Source organism: Bartonella schoenbuchensis R1, from assembly GCF_002022685.1.
Classification (GTDB): Bacteria; Pseudomonadota; Alphaproteobacteria; order Rhizobiales; family Rhizobiaceae; genus Bartonella; species Bartonella schoenbuchensis.
The window spans coordinates 1,252,501-1,273,479 of sequence record NZ_CP019789.1; the positions used below are offsets into that span (position 1 = coordinate 1,252,501).

The window sequence follows — 20,979 nt, forward strand, 5'->3', positions numbered from 1 at the left end:
ACCTTACAGCGTGCTACAGAACTTAAAGCTGATCATTATGTTTCTCAATCTAATTTTGACAATGCAAAATCAGCCTATGAACAGGCCATTGCCAATGTTGCTCGCACAGATGCACAAATAGCTGCAGCGCAAGCTAATATTCGAGTGCTAGAGGCTCAACGAAATGAAATTGAAAGTGAGACAAAAAGTCTCGAACTCATGCGCGATAAAGCAAAACGTGACCTTGATTCAACTATTTTGCGTGCTCCATTTAATGGAGTTATTGGAAATTTAACAGCGAAAACAGGTGATTTTGTTGTCAACGGTCAACGCCTTGCTGCTTTAGTACCTATCCATACATTATATATTGAAGCAAATTATAAAGAAACACAGCTGAAAAACATTTACAGTGGGCAAACTGCTTATATTTCTGTTGATGCTTTTAAAAATGAGGTTTTTAAAGGCAAAGTTCTTTCTATTTCACCTGCAACGGGAGCTGTTTTTTCTCTATTACCACCACAAAATGCCACAGGTAATTTCACTAAAATTACCCAACGTATTCCAGTGCGCATTTCCATCCCCGACGATGCATTAAAAAGTGGGCGTATCCGAGCAGGAATGAGTGTTTTAGTAAAAATCGATACACGGACAAGACCTCAAGGTAAAAATTCTTTATAACAAAATCAATGATCTCGTCATGAAAGAACCAACATCTACGCCTATTTCTTCTCAAGAGCGTATAGAAATGCGTAAAATCATAGCTTTTATCGCTATGACTTTTGGTATGTTCATGGCTATTTTGGATATTCAAATTGTTTCTTCATCTTTGGCTGAAATTCAAGCGGGTTTATCAGCCAGTCCTGATGAAATTTCATGGATTCAAACTTCCTATCTTATAGCAGAAGTTATTATGTTACCTCTTTCCGGCTTTTTAGGGCGTTTACTTTCAACACGTATTTTATTCAGTCTATCAACTGTTGGATTTACTATTTCATCTATTCTTTGTGCCACAGCAACATCTATTGAACAAATGATATTTTATAGAGTACTCCAAGGCTTTATTGGTGGGGTATCATTCCCAGTGTTTTTGTTGCTTCTTATACAATCTTTCCTGCCTCTAAACTTCCAATTATTTCGCCTATTGTGGGATTAGTAGCAACACTAGCACCCACCATTGGCCCCACAGTAGGCGGTTATCTCAGTCATACTTTATCGTGGCATTGGCTTTTTCTTATTAATGTGCCCTTTGGAATCATCATCTCAATTATAACTTGGAAATTAATTGACTTTGACAAAGCTGATTTGTCCTTATTCGCTAAATTTGACTGGTGGGGCCTTATCTCTATGGCAATCTTTTTAGGGTCTTTAGAATATGTTCTAGAAGAAGGTGCACGTCATGATTGGTTTAATGATAATTTGATCTTTACTTTTTTTATTATTATGCTCTTATCTGCTGGCGTATTTTTCTGGCGTGCCTTTACTGTAAAAGAACCAATTGTTGACCTTACTGCTTTTTCTGATCGCAATTTCTCGATCGCGTCAATGTTTTCTTTTACGCTTGGGATAGGTCTTTATGGCCTTACTTATCTTTATCCTGTTTATTTAAGTCAAATCCGTCACTATGATGCCCTAATGATTGGAAATGCAGTTTTTATTTCAGGTCTAGCTATGTTTTTGACCGCTCCTCTTGCAGGATTCCTTTCTGCGCGAATGGACGCACGTCTTATGATAGCTATAGGGCTTGCAAGCTTTGCATGGGGAACATGGTTGGCTACTTCCATCACAGACGATTGGGATTTTTGGGAGCTTTTTTGGCCGCAAATTTTTCGTGGTATTTCAGTTATGTTGTGTATGGTTCCTATTAATAATATTGCCTTTGGATCATTACCACCAGAGCGAATGAAAAATGCCTCTGGTCTTTTCAATCTAACACGAAATCTTGGTGGTGCAGTGGGGCTTGCTATTATCAGCACTCTTATGACACAACGTACTGACCTTCATTATGGACGAACAGCTGAAACTATTCAGCATGGAAATATTCAAGCAACAGAAATGCTTTCAAATCTCACCATGCAGTTTAGCTCTGCTACTTTTGATCCCCATAGTCTTTCTTTGCTCCAACTTTTTAATATGGTTCTCATACAAGCACAAACCATGGCTTTTAGTGATATCTTTTTTATAATGACTATTCTTTTTAGTATCTTAACCTTTTGTACCATCTTCCTCAAAAAGACAGCTATATCTACTAATATTTCTCCAAACCACTAATTTACATCATAAAGTGTGAGAAAAACTTTGTATTTTGATTATTAAGTAGCACAGTCTTATTCTTTTACCATTTCAACTGCGTGCTTTATAAAGTAATATCATGCATTTATAAAAAAGCTTAGATTACATAGGATCGTAAAGGCTCAAAACCATTAAATGCAACAGATGCATAAGTTGTTGTGTAAGCACCAGTCCCGTGAATTAACAATTCATCGCCAATGGTTAGAGATAAAGGAAGAAGATAAGGTGTTTTTTCATACATGACATCTGCTGAATCGCACGTTGGACCCGCTAAAATACAAGGCTCCATTGCCTTATCATCATGAATTGTTTCAATAGGATAGCGAATAGCTTCACCCATAGTTTCGGCAAGGCCATTAAATTTTCCCACATCAAGATAAACCCAGCGAATATTATCATTATCTGCCTTTTTGGATATCAACACAACCTCTGTACGAATAACACCAGCGTTGCCCACTATCGCACGCCCCGGTTCAATAATCGTCTCAGGGATACGATTACCAAAATATTTTTTTAACGAATCAAAAATCGCTATACCATAAACTTGAGCTGTAGGAACCTCTTTCAAATAACGTGCTGGAAAACCTCCCCCATATTAACCAATTTTAACTGAATACCTTCTTTCTCCAAACGCTCAAAAACTAAAGCTACATCCGATAAAGCGTGATCCCAAGCGTTTAAATGTGTCTGCTGAGATCCCACATGAAAGGATACACCATATGCTTGCAAGCCTAATTGGTGTGCCCGGCGTAGCACATCAACCGCCATATCAGGAACACAGCCAAATTTGCGTGATAATGGCCACTCTGCCCCTTCACCATTGGTAAGAATTCGGCAAAAAACGCGAGCTCCTGGCGCAGCACGAGCAATTTTTTCCACTTCTTCAACGCAATCAACCGCATAGAGCGAAATGCCAAGAGTATGAGCATAAGCAATATCACGTTCTTTTTTAATAGTATTCCCAAAAGAAATACGCTCAGCTGTTGCTCCTGCCTCTAAAGCCATTTTAATTTCTGCTACAGAAGCAGCGTCAAAAGATGATCCTAAAGAAGTAAGCAAACTCAAAATTTCAGGTGCTGGATTTGCCTTAATCGCATAAAAAATACGTGATTGAGGAAGAGCTTTTTCAAAATTTAAATAATTCTCACGAACAACATCAAGGTCAACAATCAAGCATGGACCTTTTGGACGATGTGTTGAAAGGAAATCGCGAATACGCTGCGTTGTCATTTGCAATTCTCCTTAAGAAAGGCAAGAGCCTCCCTCTTTAACCAAAGGACAAAATACACACAAACCACTATTTTTATCCCTATTATTCAGATAATCAGGATAAATCAGCATTGTATGCAACGAAGGAACAGCGCGAAAACCGCATTGTTCTATTTTGTCTGCCTTTTTGATTGGAGTTGCACAAAAACTTCCGCACTGAAGGCAATGAGGTGTGCCTCTATAGTTTATCCCAGCATTTTAAATAGCTGGAAGACACCAGAAAGGCCCGCACCGTCGTTGCTTCAAGATGTCCTCATTCTTTCGATTGGCCGTAAGAATGACTGGAGCGGTTAGTTCCAGGTACCGTACCGGTTAATCTCACCATTTGAGAACCAGCGGACACCCACAGGCACGTGCGACTTTGGGCAATGTTGCGTATAAGACTAATTTTTATTTATTTCAATCATTTTTTTTATTTTTAGACAAAAAATGATAGCCAAGATACACTTTATTCAAAAACGTAAATTAGCTTATATTCCTATCTTCTGCGCACAATAATAGGCTAACCAATAACCTTTATTCAAAGTGCCCTTCCTTTAAAATAGAAGAAAAAATAAAAGCTTTGAATATTTAAAACAGCAATCATCATCGTTCTTGATAGGAATGCATTGCACGTGATTTTAATAACTGGAACTGTTTATGACGTTCTCGAAAACGCTGTCTATCAGCGTCACTGCGTGTATTATAACAAGCATCACACGATACACCCTCTTCATAATGAGGAGATGATTTGCCTTCAGCATTAAGAGGATAACGGCAAGCCCGGCATAATTCGCGCCCACATTCTTCAAGACCGTGACTTACAGAAACACGTTCATCGAAAACAAAGCATTCACCCCACCATAGGCTTTTTTCTTTTGGCATTGTTTCTAAATAGCGTAAAATACCGCCTTTTAAGTGATAAACTTGATCATAACCAAGCCCACGCACATAAGCTGTTGATTTTTCACACCGTATACCGCCCGTGCAAAACATGGCGATTTTCTTTTTCTTTTTCAAATCACCTTCATGCTTAGCTATCCATTCAGGAAATTCACGAAACGTTTTAATACGAGGATCAATTGCTCCTTGAAAACTACCCAATGCATATTCATAATCATTGCGTGTATCAATTAAAATTGTTTCTTCATCTTGTATTAGGGCATTCCAATCTTCAGGCTCTACGTAAGTGCCAACAATTTCCAACGGATTAACACCCTCTACCCCCATTGTAACAATTTCTTTCTTTAATCGCACTTTCATACGATGAAAAGGCATCTTTGATGCCCATGAATATTTAAGTTCTGGCTTCTGCAAAGCAGGCTGTGCAGTAATAAAGTGGACTAGTGCCTCAATTGCAGCACAAGAACCAGCAACTGTTCCATTAATACCCTCTTTTGCTAAAAGCAAAGTACCTTTAATGCCATTTGCCTGGCATAAATCCCGCAAGGGTTTTTGTAATTGATGATAATGTTCCAAATCTGCAAAACAATAAAGAGCAGCAACTTTAAAATTCTTTTCCATATTCTTGCAATAACCCGCGTTTCATTCAATTTCAAGACTTATTCATATTAACTCTTTATATATTGAGCTTAAATTAAACTATACTTATCATATTATTGTATAGAGAAAAATTACCTTGCACTCAAAATAGAGTGCCTTTCACTTTTTATCTAAAAATAAACTCTGATATTGTTAGCTCATATGATCTGCAAAATGCCATGTTCATAATACATAGCAGCGCGATATAGATTCTTTTCTATCCTACAAAAGCACGTTCTACAACATACGTGGCCGGTGCATTATTTGCTCCTTCAATAAGCCCGAAAGATTCACACATCGCTGCACAATCTTTCAGCATTGCCATTGAACCACAAATCATTACACGGTCTTCATCAGAATTAATTTTTGGCAAATCAGCCATTTCAAAAAAAGCACCGCTCTTCATTACATTAGTAATGCGCCCCATATACTCTGAAGGTTCGCGAGTAGTCATAGGATAAAATTTTAACTGCTGTGCGTACTCACCAATAAGGGGATCTTGGTACAAAGATGCAACAAGATCTTTTGCATATGTCAACTCATCTTTTTCACGTGTTGTTTGAACAAGCACAACTTGAGAGAACTTCTCATAAGTTTCAGGGTCACGAATAAGACTTGCAAAAGGAGCAACACCTGTACCTGTTGAAAGGAGATAAAGACGCTTTCCAGGAATAAGAGCATCAAGAACCAATGTTCCTGTAGATTTTTTACGCATTAAAACCGTATCACCAATTTTGATTTTTTGGAGATGTTCGGTCAATGGCCCTCCTGGGACTTTGATAGAAAAAAACTCTAGCTGTTCATCCCAAAATGGACTGGCGATTGAATACGCACGATAAATTGGCTTTTCTGCATTCGGTAAGCCAATCATAACAAATTCACCTGAACGAAAACGAAAAGTTTCTGGCCGGTTCAGACGAAATTTAAACAAATGATCTGTATAATGGCAAACCTCCTGAACAGTGAGCGCAAATACATTATCAGGAATCGGAAAGTTTGATGCAACACTACTGATGTTTGATTGAACATTGGTGGTACCACTCATAAAATCGTTCCTTATCCTTATATCCTTATTGAATATTGAATTTCAAATTTTGTAAATGGTATAATGGTTGCACAACCATCTGCCAATATCCCTCTTAAACATATAGTGTTAAAATAATATTTTTAGGACTTAAACCAATCAAATAAAAACATCCGAAAAGATGTCTGTCATACCAAATAATTTTTTATCAAATAATCATTTTATAATGAGTTAATTTAATTATTATCATATTGCTAGCGTTAACAAACAACCAATAACAAGCATGACTTGTTGTCAAAATTTAATTTTGAAAAACTGACTGCCTAAAATCTTAAAACAAAAATTTTTATTTCTTCTTTTAAAAGCAATTTAAATATTTACCATAAATAATACACATATCTCACAATGCTTGAGAATGCTTTTTGTTTTTTCTATAGATTTAATAAATACTATTACAAGTATAGGAAATATCCTTTATTTCTAAAATATGTATTTAAGCAAAAAATAGCTTGTTTGTTAATTATGGTATGAATTACGTGAATCTCATAATACAAATCGGGAATAATATTCCCATTGATCATATCAAAGCTAAACATTTTATTTCTAAAGATTGTTTTTATTATATATAATCCGCTATGACTTTAAAAATAAAAACAATAGCTGAATTCTCTGTACAAGTTTATACAAGCAACAACTCAAAAAAACTCGTATTTATTACTGACACAGATTTATTATACAGATAAGATTTTACAATGAATAAATCCGTTGATTATGAAACCAAAACACCGCTTCCCTATACAGCTGTCGTAACTATTGACATTGGTGCCATTGTTGCCAATTACACAGCTTTAGCTCAACATGTTGCTCCTACAGAATGTTCAGCCGTCGTAAAAGCGAACGCTTATGGGATAGGTGTTGAAAAAGTTGCTCCTGCACTTTATCAAGCTGGTTGTCGTACGTTTTTTGTTGCTCAAATTAAAGAAGCGCTTCAATTAAAAAACATCTTACCGTCTGATGTTACTCTTGCTCTTCTTAATGGTCTTCCACCTGCTGCAGAAGAATTTGTAGCTCAAGCTGGTATTGTCCCTGTTCTTAATTCTTGGCATGAAATTGAAAGTTGGCAAATACTTTGTCAAGAAAAGAGTAAAAAATTCCCAGCAATCGTTCAAATTGATACCAATATGAATCGGTTAGGTCTTGATCAAAAAGAATTACAACAACTTATCAAGTGCCCTACCCTGTTTGAAGTAGCAGATATAAAATATATTATAAGCCATCTTTCCAATGGAGATGATTTCACACATTCATCTAATGATACACAATTAACCACCATAAAAACAATGCTTGCACAATTACCTGCGTGTAAAGTTTCACTTGCTAATTCTGGAGGAATTTTCCTTGGTCCAGATTTTTATTTTGATCTTGTTCGTCCAGGCATTGCACTTTATGGAATCAATCTCCATAAAAAACACACAGTACCCATCAAACCTGTTTTAAAACTTGAAGCTCAGGTTATTCAAAGCCGCTTTGTCGAAGAAGGTGTGCCAATCGGCTATGGAGGGAGTTTTATTACCCGCCGGCCAAGTGTTCTTACAACTATTTCTATTGGCTATGCGGATGGATGGATGCGCAATCTTTCTAACAAAGGTTCTGTTTATTTCAAAGGATACAAACTCCCCATCGTTGGACGGATTTCTATGGATTCTATAATTGTTGATGCAACCGACCTTGAACATGGCAAACCTAAAAGAGGTGACTGGGTAGAGCTTATCGGAGAACATCAAACAATTGAAGATGTTTCTATAGATGCAAATACCGTTCCTCACGAAATTCTTTCTTCTCTTAGTGCTCGTTGTAAACGTATTTATATTTAAGCCATCAAAAAACTACCAATAAAATTAATTTCTAAAAATTAGCGTTTTAAGAAAAGCAGCCTCGCTGGTTGTAACTTCAACATAGCCTCTTTAGGAATGAAAAGGATATACTTATTCTCTATCTCTACAAGAATCAAATTGAATTAATTCATAAGAAAGATAATCAGATTTTCAGCAGCAAATATGTACTGAATGAACAAAGGGAATTTAACTTATGTTTGAATTCTTCTTCTCTTCTTTTATTCAATAAAATTGGCAGTAAATTCTCAACTTAATCTATGAGAATTTACAAATATTTGTATTTTAAAAAGAAAAAATAGCCAATTCATCAGTCAATGACATAAGCTGAAAACTGATTTTCAACACAACAAAATTTGATAGCACTCGTTATTAATATAATTCTAAAAATCCACACACAATGAGTGGATTTTTATGATATTTAATCCGTTAATGGCGGCGGGCAAGAACAGATTAATGCTCTATCGCCGGCAACATTATCAATGCGTGAAACAGGTGGCCAATATTTACTAGCTGGATCAACATGGTGGTTAGGAAAAGCAGCCTCTTGCCGCGAATAAGCCCTTTTCCACTGATCATCTAAAGTATCTGCCAATGTGTGCGGTGCATTTACTAGCGGATTATCTTCTTTTGGCCAAACACCCTCACCGACTTTTTTAGCTTCTTCAGCGATAGATAATAAAGCATCACAAAAACGATCAATTTCTGCTTTTGGCTCTGATTCTGTTGGTTCAATCATCAAAGTTCCGGGAACTGGAAATGACATAGTCGGTGCGTGAAATCCATAGTCTATCAAACGTTTTGCAATGTCATCAACACTAACCCCATATTGTTCCTTCAATAAACGTGTATCAACAATACATTCATGAGCAACATACCCATGCTTGCCCCGATAAAGAATAGAATAAGCCTTTGAAAGACGTGCAGCAATATAATTAGCGTTTAATATTGCTGTTTGTGTTGCATACTTCAAGCCATCTGCTCCCATCATCCGAATATACATCCACGTAATAACAAGAATAGAAGCACTCCCATAAGGAGCTGCAGAAACTGCGTGTGTTGTCTTATGCTGTTCATGACCAGGTAAAAATGACTTTAAATGCTCTTTTACACCAATCGGCCCAACACCAGGACCACCACCACCATGAGGAATTGCAAATGTTTTATGAAGATTCATATGGCAAACATCTGCTCCCATATCTGCTGGACGTGCAAGACCTACAAGCGCATTTAAATTGGCCCCATCAAAATAAACTTGCCCACCATTTTCGTGGATAATAGCGCAAATGTCTTTAATGCTTTCCTCATAAACACCATGCGTTGAAGGATAAGTGATCATTAAAGCTGCCAAACAGTCCTTATGCAATTGTGCTTTGGCTTTAAGATCATCAATATCGACATCGCCATCATTTAAACATTGAACCACAACAACTTTCATACCAGCCATATGGGCTGAAGCTGGATTGGTACCATGTGCAGATGCAGGAACAAGGCAAATATTACGTTGATGATCGCCACGAGATTGATGATATCGACGAATAGCCAAAAGCCCAGCATATTCACCCTGAGCACCAGAATTTGGCTGAAAAGAAACTTGAGCAAACCCTGTAATTTCACACAACCACGCATTTAGCTGACTGATCATTTCTCGATAACCTTCTTCATCTCCTTGAGGAGCAAAAGGATGTATATTAGCAACCACAGGCCAGCTCACAGGTATTAACTCAGCCGCTGCATTAAGCTTCATTGTACAAGAACCAAGTGGAATCATTGCTCGATCCAGCGCTAAGTCTTTATCTGACAAGCGGCGCAAAAAGCGCATCATATCTGTTTCTGAATGAATCGCACTAAAAAATGGCTGTGAAAGAAAAGCAGCATCACGCTCTTTACCCAAAAGCTTTGAATCAGACTTGTCTGCTAGTTGTGCCCCAAAAAGCTGTGCTAAAGCACAGGCATCTTCTTCTGTTGATAATTCATCAAAATTGATTGCAACCCTATCATTGTCAATAACACGAATAAGATACCCTTTGGCTTTTGCCTGAGTTGCAATTTCTTGAGCTTTCCCCTCAACAAAAATACTGACACAATCAAAAAAGTGTCGATTTTCACAATGTATACCTGCTGCTTCTAAACCACTAGCAAAACGGCATGTTAAGTGGTGAATTCTCTTAGCAATTGCCTGTAAACCTTGCGGCCCGTGCCAAACAGCATAAGCCACAGCCATATTAGCCAACAAAGCCTGCGCTGTACATATATTTGATGTAGCTTTATCACGTCGAATATGTTGTTCACGAGTTTGCAATGCCAAGCGAAAACCAACACGTCCTTTCGTATCAACTGATTGACCAACAATACGCCCTGGAATTAAACGTGTTAAAGCAGAACTCACAGCAAGATAGCCCGCATGAGGACCACCAAAACCCATTGGAACACCATAACGTTGCATAGAGCCAACAACAATATCTGCACCCCATTTTGCTGGCGACTCCATAATAGTGAGCGCCAAAGGATCAGCCACAACAATTACCAGCGCTCCTTTTTCTTTTGCTTCTTTAATGACTTCACTGTAATCATTAAAGCAACCTTTTGTATCTGGCCATGATAAAACAATAGCCGCTGTATTTGCGCAAATTTCGCCATGCGTGTTTATGTGAATGCCCTGTGTTTCAGCGCGCGTTTGAATGACACTCAAAGTTTGAGGATGCAATAAACTTTGAATCAAAATTTTTGTCTTCTTTTCACGAGCAAAGCGAAATGCCACCGCATTGGCTTCAGCTAAAGCTGTTGCTTCATCTAAAAGTGAAGCAGCAGCAACAGGCAAACCTGTCAATTCACTAATTAATGTTTGAAAATAAAATAATAACTCTAAACGCCCTTGGCTAATTTCTGCTTGATAAGGTGTATAAGCAGTATACCAAGCTGGATTTTCAAAAAGATTGCGTAAAATAACAGATGGTACACATGTTCCATAATAACCCTGACCAATGAAATTTTTGCGCAAACGATTGCGCTCCATCATTTTGGACAATTCTTCTAAGGCCTGTTTTTCACTTGCCGCTTGTGGCAAATTAAGTGGACGCTTTAAATGAATAGACTGGGGTATAGCTTGAGAGATCAATGTGTCAACTGAATCAAGCGCTAAAACATTTAGCATTTCTTGTGTTTCACCAGGTCGAATCCCAATATGCCGAGAAAAAAAACGACGTTCTTGCATAGCACTCATCCAATCAACGCTTTATAAGCATTCTCGTCCAGCAACCCATCAAGTTGTGTTTCATCTTGTAGCGTCATTTTCCATAGCCAACCTTCTTTTTCGGCTTTCTGATTTACCAACGCAGGATCATCTACCAATGCCTCATTAATTTCGACAACTTCGCCATCGATAGGTGCATAAACATCTGAAGCTGCTTTAACCGATTCCACGACAGCAGCAGAATCTCCCTTAGAGAGCTGTGTACCACTTTGTGGCAAATCAACAAAAACCAAATCACCTAACTGTTCTTGAGCATGATGAGTGATCCCAACAGTGGCCACTTTTCCTTCAATGCTAATCCATTCATGATCTTGTGTAAAATAAATCTTAGACATAAAATATTACCCTTTAAAATAACGTTGCTTAATAAAAGGGAGCAAATGAACAGATAGCGCAATTTTTTTACCACGCAATTCAGTAAATACTTCTGTTCCTTCAGCCTTCCAATCAACAGGGACATAACCCATTGCTACTGGGCCGTTAAAAGAAGGACCAAAACTCCCCGATGTTACTACTCCAATCTGGTTACCCTTATCATCTAGAAGAACGGCACCCGCACGCACAGGTTGACGCGTTTGCGGCTTTAGACCAACGCGACAGCGTAATGGCCCCTTTTCATATGCTTCAAGAAAAGCTTTCGCTCCATAAAACGCAGCTTTTTCACGAACATTTTTGGAAACAGCCCATGTCAGTGCAGCTTCAATAGGGGTGATGTCAGATGTAATATCGTTGCCATGTAAACACAACCCCGCTTCTAACCGAAGACTATCACGCGCTGCAAGACCAATCCATTCAACACGACAATCACTGAGCAATTTTTCTGCTAATTCGTGGGCTTGATCTTCTGGCAACGCAATTTCAAAACCGTCTTCCCCTGTATAACCAGAACGTGTTACAAACCAATCTTTGCGTGGTTCAAACCCTTGCATAAATAACAGTTCATTACCAGGTAAATCCGCATCAGCTATAACAGATGCTGCTTGTGGCCCTTGAAGAGCAAGAAGTACTCTCTCAAGCGCACTCACATGACAATCAAAGTTAGTGGCGCGTTTTTTTAGTTCAGCAAGATCAGCTTGTGCATTACCTGCATTAACGACCAGTATAAAACGGTGATTTTCTAAACGAGTAAGAATGAGGTCATCAAGAATACCAGCCTGTTCATTAAGTAAATAGTTATACCGTGATTGGCGCTCTTTCAAAAGTGCAGCATCCACAGGAAGGGCGTAGGATAAAAATTCAGCTGATTGTGGCCCTTCAACAACGATCAATTTCATATGAGAAATATCAAAAAGACCGGCATGAGCACGGGTGTGGAGATGTTCTTTTAAAACTCCTAGAGGATAAGTTAAAGGCATCATCCAACCAGCAAAAGGACCAAATTTTGCTCCTGCTTTTTCGTGTAATTCATGTAAGGGAAGATTTTTAAAAGAAGGTGTTTCAGGTTTTTGCGATAGTGTATTCATAATTTCTCCAAAGTCGCACCATCACTATAATATGGTAACTTTTATTCTTGTTTGTCATAAGTCTTAAGGGATTTACTAAAAAGCTTAAGCTTTTGGCATAGATCTAGCCACTTTTCAAATTAGCTTTTTATAGCCCTTATAGTTTTTTAAAAATTATAGACTTTCCCCTTTAGTGACAGGTGTGAAAATTTGCGTTTTGTTTATCTTACGCATAAGACTAAGAAAGTGATGATAACGCTCTTTCTGACATATTGTTATTTATATTCTATCTTCTCCACACTGTCATTAGCAAATTGATTAGTATTCCCTAAATTTTAAATTTTTTGATATACATAGGCTATTAAAAAGATTTTGAAATTATGTGGATTCTTTTTAATAATTTATTGCGTTAAAATATAACACAAGAAAGTACAAGGATTATAAACAAAAAAGACAATTTAAAATTTTAAAGAAGCATTATATTGTTTAGCAATAATCCAATTACGACGATGAGGCTTGATAATATCTAATAGTGGGTATTTTTTGAGTGAGTTGCAAAGCTTTATTTAAAGGCATCTCATACGATTACTTCCACTTTCTTTTATATTTTCTCTTGTAGATGAAAAAATACAAAGTTGCAGTTTTTTATCATCGTTCATAGATAATAAAGTATCTTATAGAGAGAAGTTAATTTATAAATATAGTCTTTCTTATAACCAAATGATATTATAAACTGTGGTTACTTTGGCACTAAACTTACATCAGATAAAGGTCACAAATATCCATGAAAGCTGGCAATATCTATTATAATTGTGAAAATGATTTGCCAAAGCAGATTGCTCTTTTTCCCTTAGAAGGTGCATTGTTGTTACCGGGTGGTTTTCTATCACTTAATATTTTTGAACCAAGTACTCTTGAAATGGTTGAAGACGTTATGGCATCCAATCGTCTATTAGGAATGATTCAACCACTTTCATCAGATATAGATAGCTTATCTAAACAACTTTATAAAATAGGATGTATCGGTCGTATTACAAATTACAATGAAACCGGTAATGGACGACTCTTCATTGTGCTTCAGGGAATTTGCCGTTTCACTTTAGAGCAAGAATTGATGAACACAAAATCTTATAGGGTTGCTATTATTCGATCAAATACGAAAGATCTGCAAGAATCTGATGTTTCAGAAAACATTAACCGAGAAAATTTATTAAGCACTGTTGAGCATTATCTAACTATCCATGAAATGGAACATCATTGGAATAGTATTATACAAACGCCTACATCTGTATTAGTGGATACTCTCTCAATTCTTATACCTTTTGCACCTGCAGAAAAACAAGCCTTGTTAGAAGCGCCAGACATTGCAAGCCGTGCTCAAACTCTTCTTGCTTTAACTGAGCGTTCACTGATGAAAGAAAAAGGAACATATAATCGTTTAAATTAATGGATCTGAAAATATGAAAAAATGATTACTGATCCCAAAATGCTTGAATTGCTTGTTTGTCCAATTACAGGAGGAACACTTTCTTTAAATCGAAAAACACAAGAGTTGATTTCACTTAAAGCAAAATTGGCTTATCCTATTCGTGATGGTGTTCCTATTATGCTTGCTTCAGAAGCTCGTTCTTTACAACCAAATGAAAAATAAATAACTTTTGTATTTAAGAAGTAATTTATAGATCAAATTAATACCTGTATAAATTCTTCCCTAACCAATCTTTATGCATCCTTTTTTACAAAAGAAATGCTTTAATTAAAGTGAGATTATATTTTCCATATTATATTGGAAATGTGAGAATTAGATCTGCTGTTTGTAGTTGGAAAATGAACTGATTTTGTGTGGTAAGTAAAATAAAGATTTTGATTGTTTGTTCTGATGAACAGCGTAAATAACTTGAAAATTCCAAGCAGGTTTAAAAAATCATTGAAAATGATTTATGTATAGCTTCGTATTTTAATAATGAAACGAAGAAGATTTGATCGGTGCAAAATAGGGTCAATATATTGTAGAGTCATTATTCAGAATTCAAAAGTTTTAAAGTACAACAATTGACAAAAAATAATGAACTCAATAAACTAAAGCTTGTATCAAGAAGGTATTTGTATAGCTTGATATATAATGTTTAAGATTTTTCTTATTTTCAAAAATTTAAAAGAAACGGTACATTACAAATGTGAAGCCGTTATAGTGTTATGACCACGATAAATATATGCATAGCTGATCAATTAAATCACTATGGAGTGCTGAATTGAGCTTGAGAACAACGTGAAGATTATTTTATGCCTCTAACTAACTTATCTTTTCCTGGTTACAGTACAAAGAAAGAGGTTGATAAGATGTTAGTTTTGTACAACGGGAAAGGATAGGAGTGTAGAAAAATGAATTTCAAAGTCGCAGTTGTTGGTGCAACCGGAAATGTTGGTCGTGAAATGTTGGCAATTTTGGAAGAGAGAGGTTTTCCTGCCAGTGAAATAGTTCCTTTAGCTTCACGGCGTTCATTAGGGCAAAGTGTTTCTTATGGTGATAAAACTTTAAAAGTAAAAGCACTTGATACATATGATTTTTCTGATACAGATCTATGCCTTATGTCTGCTGGAGGAAGCGTTTCTAAAGAATATGCTCCCAAAATTGGTGCAGCCGGTTGTGTGGTAATCGATAATTCGTCTACTTGGCGTTATAATCCTGATGTGCCTTTAATTGTACCTGAAGTTAATGCAAAAGCTATAGGTGGTTTTTCTAAACATAATATTATTGCCAATCCTAATTGTTCAACAATTCAACTTGTTGTGGCTTTAAAGCCTCTTCACGATGCAGCAATTATTAAGCGCGTTGTTGTCTCTACTTATCAATCAGTTTCTGGAGCTGGTAAAGCGGGGATGGATGAGTTGTTTGAGCAATCAAGAGCAGTTTTTGTTGCCGATCCAATTTCATCAAAAAAATTCACCAAACGCATTGCTTTTAATATCATTCCCCACATCGATGTCTTTATGGAAGATGGCTATACTAAAGAGGAATGGAAAGTAATGGCTGAAACAAAAAAGATTCTTGATCCTAGGATCAAATTGACAGCTACTGCTGTTCGGGTTCCTGTCTTTATTAGCCATGCTGAGGCCGTTAATGTTGAGTTTGAAAAAGCGTTGAGTGCTGATGAAGCACGCACCATTTTACGTGATGCACCAAGCTGCCAACTTATTGATAAATGTGAAGACGGTGGTTATATCACTCCTTACGAGTGCACTGGTGAAAATGATGTTTTTATTAGTCGCGTTCGTGAAGATATTACTGTTGAAAATGGTTTAACTTTTTGGGTTGTTGCTGATAATTTGAGAAAAGGAGCAGCATTAAATGCAATTCAAATTGCTGAATTACTTGTCTCTAATGGTTTGATCAAACCTAAAGCAGCAGCTTAAACAAAAACAGTAATATAAGGTAAAAAACTTGTTGTATGCTTGTAGAGTGGATTTTAAAAAAATAATTAGTAGAGTTTTTCGATTCAATTTGAAATTGAAATACTTAAAAAATCTATTTATTTGAATAACAGCTATTCATAGCAAAAAATAACATTATCTTTTCAATAAAAATGATTGAATATTCTATTAAGCTTTTATACTCTTCAATTTTCTTTCCAAAAATATTGAGTATATTGGAATTTCCCTTAGAAAATCTTGAAAAGTAAAAGAAAGATAAACACATATGACATTGAATAAATTGTCTTGGTATATTGTAATAGGAATATCTTTTTTTCTTTCCGCATTTTTTTCCCATGTTCCTTTTGCTCTGGCAGCAGATAAGTCAAAAATTAAACTTGGTGTTATGGAAGGAGAGGAAGCAACTGTTTGGAAAGTTGCTGTTGAACAAGCTAAAAAAGCCGGTCTAGATATTGAACTTGTTTATTTTTCTGACTACGCCTTGCCTAATGATGCTGTTAATGCAGGAGATATTGATGCGAATGCTTTTCAACATGCACCTTATTTGAATAATCAAATTATGCAGCGTGGTTATAAACTTTCGGTTGCTGGTTATACATTTATTTCCCCAATTGGTGTTTATTCCCACAAAATTAAAGATATAAAAGATCTACGTGACGGGGCAAGTGTTGGTATCCCTAATGATCCATCAAATGGTGGGAGAGCTTTGCTTCTTCTTGATTCTTTAGGTTTCATTAAGTTAAAAGATCCTCAGAATGTTCTTTTATCTCCACTTGATATTGTTGAAAACCCTAGAAATTTGAGGATTCGTGAATTGGATGCTGGTATCCTAGGACGAGCAATCAATGATTTTGATATTGCGATTGTAAATACAAATTGGGCTGTAATTACTGGGTTAGACTTACAAGAAGATGTTATTGCGTGGGAAAAAGTAGAAAATAATCCTTATAATAATGTCATTGTTGTGCGCACTATTGATAAAGATGAGCCATGGGTTAAGAAATTAGTAGCTGCTTATAATAGTGAACCTGTACGTGTGAAACTTAAAGAGGTTTTTGGTACAGCTGTTCAAACATCTTGGTAATTACGAATGGAAACCTCTGCTCTTATTTCTTTAAAAAACGTTAGTCGCTATTTTTCTAGCGCGTTGTCTACTCCGGCAATTGATAACTTATCTCTTGATATTCATGCAGGGGAAATTCTTGGTATTATCGGGCGTAGTGGTGCAGGAAAATCTACACTTATGCGCTGTTTGAATGGCTTAGAACAAATTGATGAAGGGGGTATTTTTTTTGAAGGTGTTAATGTTTCAAATCTATCAGAAACAGAATGGGCACCTTATCGTCAACGTATTGGGATGATTTTTCAACATTTTAACCTTTTATCTTCACAAAAAGTTATTGATAATATCGCGTTACCTCTCAAATTAGCAGGTATAAATAAAAAACAACGTTATCAACGCGCTTTTGAGCTTATTGAATTGGTAGGATTGTCTGGAAAAGAGTATCATTATCCTGCAGAACTTTCAGGGGGGCAAAAACAGCGTGTTGGAATTGCACGCTCTTTAGCGGCTAATCCAAAAATATTATTATCAGATGAAGCAACTTCTGCGCTTGATCCTGAAACGACGCAATCTATTTTGGAGCTTCTTGCGGATATTAATAATCGTCTCAATTTAACTATTGTACTTATTACACATGAAATGGAAGTTGTTCGTGCTATTGCGCATCGTGTTGTTGTATTGAATCAAGGGCGTATTGTAGAGGAAGGATGTGTAAAAGATATTTTTACATCACCGCAAGAAGATACAACGATTGCTATGTTGAAACTTGTAACGCCACAACTTCCTAAAGAATTAGCGCAAAAACTTAAATCAGTGGGTCAAGAAGCTGTTATTGAAATTAATATTGCTGGTGAAATTGCTCGGCAACCTTTTTTAAGTCTCCTTGAAGATGAGGTGGGATTAAGAGCACGTATTTTGCATGGTGGTATTGATACGGTTCAAGGTGAGAGTATAGGTCGCCTTTTTTTGGCTCTTCCAAGTCAAAATAAAGTGGCTTTGGAAAAAGCAGTCAGATGGTTGACGGAAAAAGGGCGATATTGTGAGGTTTTAGGTTATGTTTAATGTTCTTTTTCATGAGCTTCCTGGTGCTGTTTTTGATACATTATTTATGACAATTACTGCTTCTTTTATGGCACTTATTGTAGGTCTTCCGCTTGGCTTATTGCTTTATACAACTGCGTATGGAAGTCTTTTTTCATCACGTCTTATCAATCGTCCTTTAAGTATTATTATTGATAGTGTGCGTGCTATTCCCTTTATAATTCTTGCTTTTTACCTTCTTCCTGTTACGCGTATTGTTGTAGGAAGTGGTGTGGGAATTTTTTCTGTGATTTTTGTTCTTACTATTTCAGCTATTCCTTTTTATGCTCGTATAGCAGAATTATCTTTCAAAACAGTTGAATATAGTTTGGTTGAAGCCGTTCGTTCTATGGGGGCTAGTCGTTTTCAAATTGTTAGATATGTGCTTATTCCAGAAGCGCTTCCTAGTTTAATTACTGGTTTTACGGTTATGGTGATTTCTCTTATCAGTGCCACTTCACTTGCTGGATACCTTGGTGGTGGGGGTTTGGGCGATATGGCGATACGCTATGGTTATCAGCGTTATAATACTTCTATTATGACAATAGTTATTATCTTTTTGATTATTCTCAATATTTTTGTTCAATGGTTTGGTAATCGAGTTGCACAGAAATTTGATAGAACAAAGCATTAAGAAATTAAAGAGTTTATTTCTTTCTCTTCAATCATAGCAATAACAAGCCAATGTGCGATAAGAGCTGGATTTTTTAATTTATTGATTTCTATTGTAGTTTTATAATGGAGGACGACTCTACCAGAGGGGCGAATTTTTGCGTCGTCTAAAATAAAGCGGGCGCGTATTTGTGCACCTGTTTTTACAGGGCTTACGAAGCGTATTTTATCAAAACCATAGTTAATTCCCATTGTCGCACCTTCTAATTTTGGCAGTGCTTCATAAGCCAGTGTGGACAGTAGCGATAATGTTAAAAAACCGTGGGCAATAGTACCACCGAAAGGTGTTTTTTTTGCTTTTTCTTCATCTACGTGGATCCATTGATGATCATCTGTTGCAGATGCAAATTGGTTAATCATATCTTGTGTAACTAAGCGCCATTGTGATAAGCCAATTTCTTTTCCAATGAAATTTTTTATATCTTGTATCGCTATTGTTCGCTGCATAATGTCATTCCTATTTTATTTGACAAAAAGCTTATATATTCTCCCTTGCTTTTATAAAACCCATTGATTAGAGCATCAATTATAAAAGATGAAATATTTTACAGACAAGTGTGTTCCGCGAATAAATAATCTTCCTTTTTCAGATGGAAAAAATAATGGCAAGTAACGTAAGATTGACAGGTTTAGCACATGATTTGAAACAACGTGCAGAAAATTATCAACCTATCCGTATTGGACTTATTGGTTGTGGTGAAATGGGTACAGATTTGTTGTCAAGTGTTGTACATATGGATGGTATAACAATTGCAGCTGTTGCTACTCGAACACCGTTACGTGTTTTTAATGCTGCTGTTTTAGCATATGGTGAAGAAGGTCATGTGCGTGAAGTTGAAAATGCTACAGCTTTGATTCAAGCTATTGAAAAAGGTCTAATTGCTGTTACAGATGATCTTGATCTTGTTTTGCGCCATGAACAAATTGATATTATTGTTGATGCGACAGGTCATCCTGAAACAGGTGCTAAAGTTGGTCTTAAAGCGCTTGAAAATAATAAGCACCTTGTCATGATGAATGTTGAAGCAGATGTTACAATTGGTGCTTACCTTAAACATGAAGCGGATAAACGAGGTTTAATTTATACGCTTGGTGCTGGTGACGAACCTTCTTCTTGTATGGAACTTATCGAATTTGTTTCAGCTCTTGGGCATAAAATTGTTGCAGCTGGTAAAGGAAAAAATAATCCACTTATTTTTGATGCTACACCAGATTTATATGAAGAAGAAGCTTTGCGACGGAATATGAATGTTCGCATGTTAGTTGAATTTATTGATGGTTCTAAAACGATGGTTGAAATGGCAGCCATTGCTAATGCCACAGGTCTTCTTCCAGATTGTCCTGGGATGCATGGTCCACAAGCATCACTTGAAGATTTAAACAAAGTACTTATTCCAAAAAAAGATGGTGGTATTTTGGATAGGTATGGTGTTGTAGACTATTCAACAGGTCAAGGGGTATCTCCTGGTGTTTTTGTAATAGCTGAAATAGCACATCCACGTTTACGTGAACGTATGGAAGATTTAAAAGTCGGTGAAGGACCATATTTCACCTTTTATCGCCCATATCATTTAACTTCGATGGAGGTTCCACTTACTTGTGCACGTGCAGTACTGTACGGTAAAGCAGATATGACACCACTTAATTATCCAGTGGCAGAAGTTTGCGCTGTTGCAAAAAAGGATCTCCATCCTGGTGATCAATTAGACTCAATCGGCTTATATAGCTATCGTGCTTGGACAATGAGTGCTTCAGAAGCACGTGTACACAAAGCTATTCCTTGTGGCCTTTTAGAAAAGGCGACAGTTGTATCTGAGATTAAAAAAAATGAAATCATTACACAATACAACACCCGCCTCTTCGAAGATCAATATATTGTACGCCTTCGTACTCAACAGGACTTTTTATTTAATTCATTTTATAAATAAAATGTTGTTCATTTTAAATTAAAATTAATACTAACTCAAGTTATATTTTTATTTATTCACAATTTATTTATATAAGTCCGCTATTATGTTATTTTTCTTTTATAGAAATTCTTTCCTTTCAATCAAAATTCATCT

General features: G+C 36.5%; 15 protein-coding genes and 2 pseudogenes (1 of these 17 only partly in view). 10 read left to right on the forward strand and 7 right to left on the reverse strand.

What is annotated here, in order from left to right; genetic code table 11:
• Positions 1-657, forward strand: the 3' portion of a protein-coding gene (locus tag BscR1v2_RS05530; protein ID WP_418214927.1) for an HlyD family secretion protein. It extends 300 nt beyond the left edge of the window; 657 of the gene's 957 nt are visible here — the last part of the coding sequence; its start codon lies beyond the left edge, outside the window; its stop codon occupies positions 655-657.
• Between the two features lie 19 nt (positions 658-676).
• Positions 677-2,247, forward strand: a pseudogene (locus BscR1v2_RS05535) (DHA2 family efflux MFS transporter permease subunit).
• Positions 2,248-2,365: 118 nt separating this feature from the next.
• Here the strand turns inward: BscR1v2_RS05535 and BscR1v2_RS05540 are convergent.
• The 3 genes and pseudogenes from BscR1v2_RS05540 to BscR1v2_RS05550 all read right to left on the reverse strand — a co-directional run bounded on the left by BscR1v2_RS05540 (position 2,366) and on the right by BscR1v2_RS05550 (position 6,103).
• Positions 2,366-3,498, reverse strand: a pseudogene (locus BscR1v2_RS05540) (type III PLP-dependent enzyme).
• Between the two features lie 624 nt (positions 3,499-4,122).
• Positions 4,123-5,040: an oxygen-dependent tRNA uridine(34) hydroxylase TrhO gene (gene trhO, locus BscR1v2_RS05545; protein ID WP_078690027.1), complete on the reverse strand. Its 918-nt coding sequence runs from the start codon at positions 5,038-5,040 to the stop codon at positions 4,123-4,125.
• A 235-nt stretch (positions 5,041-5,275) separates the two neighbouring features.
• A complete protein-coding gene (locus tag BscR1v2_RS05550) occupies positions 5,276-6,103 on the reverse strand; it encodes a ferredoxin--NADP reductase (RefSeq protein ID WP_078690028.1) in 828 nt (275 codons plus the stop codon).
• A gap of 731 nt (positions 6,104-6,834) precedes the next feature.
• On the opposite strand from BscR1v2_RS05550, the gene alr reads away from it, so the two are divergent.
• On the forward strand, positions 6,835-7,956 hold the full coding sequence (alr, locus tag BscR1v2_RS05555) for an alanine racemase (protein WP_078690029.1): 1,122 nt from the start codon (positions 6,835-6,837) through the stop codon (positions 7,954-7,956).
• A 439-nt stretch (positions 7,957-8,395) separates the two neighbouring features.
• Here the strand turns inward: alr and gcvP are convergent, their stop codons facing one another.
• Genes gcvP through gcvT form a run of 3 tightly spaced genes read right to left on the reverse strand, consistent with a single transcriptional unit; the run spans position 8,396 to position 12,690 of the window.
• On the reverse strand, positions 8,396-11,188 hold the full coding sequence (gene gcvP / locus BscR1v2_RS05560) for an aminomethyl-transferring glycine dehydrogenase (RefSeq protein ID WP_078690329.1): 2,793 nt from the start codon (positions 11,186-11,188) through the stop codon (positions 8,396-8,398).
• A gap of 5 nt (positions 11,189-11,193) precedes the next feature.
• A complete protein-coding gene (gcvH, locus tag BscR1v2_RS05565) occupies positions 11,194-11,562 on the reverse strand; it encodes a glycine cleavage system protein GcvH (RefSeq protein WP_010704118.1) in 369 nt (122 codons plus the stop codon).
• A gap of 6 nt (positions 11,563-11,568) precedes the next feature.
• Complete coding sequence (gene gcvT, locus BscR1v2_RS05570; RefSeq protein WP_078690030.1) at positions 11,569-12,690, reverse strand: glycine cleavage system aminomethyltransferase GcvT; 1,122 nt, start codon at positions 12,688-12,690, stop codon at positions 11,569-11,571.
• Between the two features lie 763 nt (positions 12,691-13,453).
• Here gcvT and BscR1v2_RS05575 point away from each other — a divergent pair.
• From BscR1v2_RS05575 to BscR1v2_RS05600, 6 genes are all read left to right on the forward strand, one after another.
• Positions 13,454-14,116, forward strand: a complete 663-nt coding sequence (locus BscR1v2_RS05575; RefSeq protein WP_010704120.1) for an LON peptidase substrate-binding domain-containing protein — start codon at positions 13,454-13,456, stop codon at positions 14,114-14,116.
• 21 nt (positions 14,117-14,137) lie between these two features.
• Positions 14,138-14,320, forward strand: a complete 183-nt coding sequence (locus BscR1v2_RS05580; protein ID WP_078690031.1) for a Trm112 family protein — start codon at positions 14,138-14,140, stop codon at positions 14,318-14,320.
• 731 nt (positions 14,321-15,051) lie between these two features.
• The gene (locus BscR1v2_RS05585; protein ID WP_078690032.1) at positions 15,052-16,083 is read left to right on the forward strand and encodes an aspartate-semialdehyde dehydrogenase; all 1,032 of its coding nucleotides are present in this window, start codon (positions 15,052-15,054) and stop codon (positions 16,081-16,083) included.
• A 283-nt stretch (positions 16,084-16,366) separates the two neighbouring features.
• The gene (locus BscR1v2_RS05590) at positions 16,367-17,185 is read left to right on the forward strand and encodes a MetQ/NlpA family ABC transporter substrate-binding protein (RefSeq protein WP_078690033.1); all 819 of its coding nucleotides are present in this window, start codon (positions 16,367-16,369) and stop codon (positions 17,183-17,185) included.
• A gap of 6 nt (positions 17,186-17,191) precedes the next feature.
• Positions 17,192-18,226, forward strand: coding sequence for a methionine ABC transporter ATP-binding protein (locus BscR1v2_RS05595; RefSeq protein ID WP_078690034.1), 1,035 nt, complete (start codon positions 17,192-17,194; stop codon positions 18,224-18,226).
• The gene (locus tag BscR1v2_RS05600; RefSeq protein ID WP_078690035.1) at positions 18,219-18,878 is read left to right on the forward strand and encodes a methionine ABC transporter permease; all 660 of its coding nucleotides are present in this window, start codon (positions 18,219-18,221) and stop codon (positions 18,876-18,878) included. Before BscR1v2_RS05595 ends, BscR1v2_RS05600 begins: the two co-directional genes overlap by 8 nt.
• Here BscR1v2_RS05600 and BscR1v2_RS05605 read toward each other — a convergent pair.
• A complete protein-coding gene (locus tag BscR1v2_RS05605; RefSeq protein WP_078690036.1) occupies positions 18,875-19,363 on the reverse strand; it encodes a MaoC family dehydratase in 489 nt (162 codons plus the stop codon). The genes BscR1v2_RS05600 and BscR1v2_RS05605 overlap by 4 nt on opposite strands.
• Positions 19,364-19,518: 155 nt before the next feature.
• On the opposite strand from BscR1v2_RS05605, the gene BscR1v2_RS05610 reads away from it, so the two are divergent.
• Entirely contained in the window at positions 19,519-20,844 is a 1,326-nt protein-coding gene (locus BscR1v2_RS05610; protein WP_078690037.1) for an NAD(P)H-dependent oxidoreductase, read from the forward strand.
• Positions 20,845-20,979 lie beyond the last annotated feature (135 nt).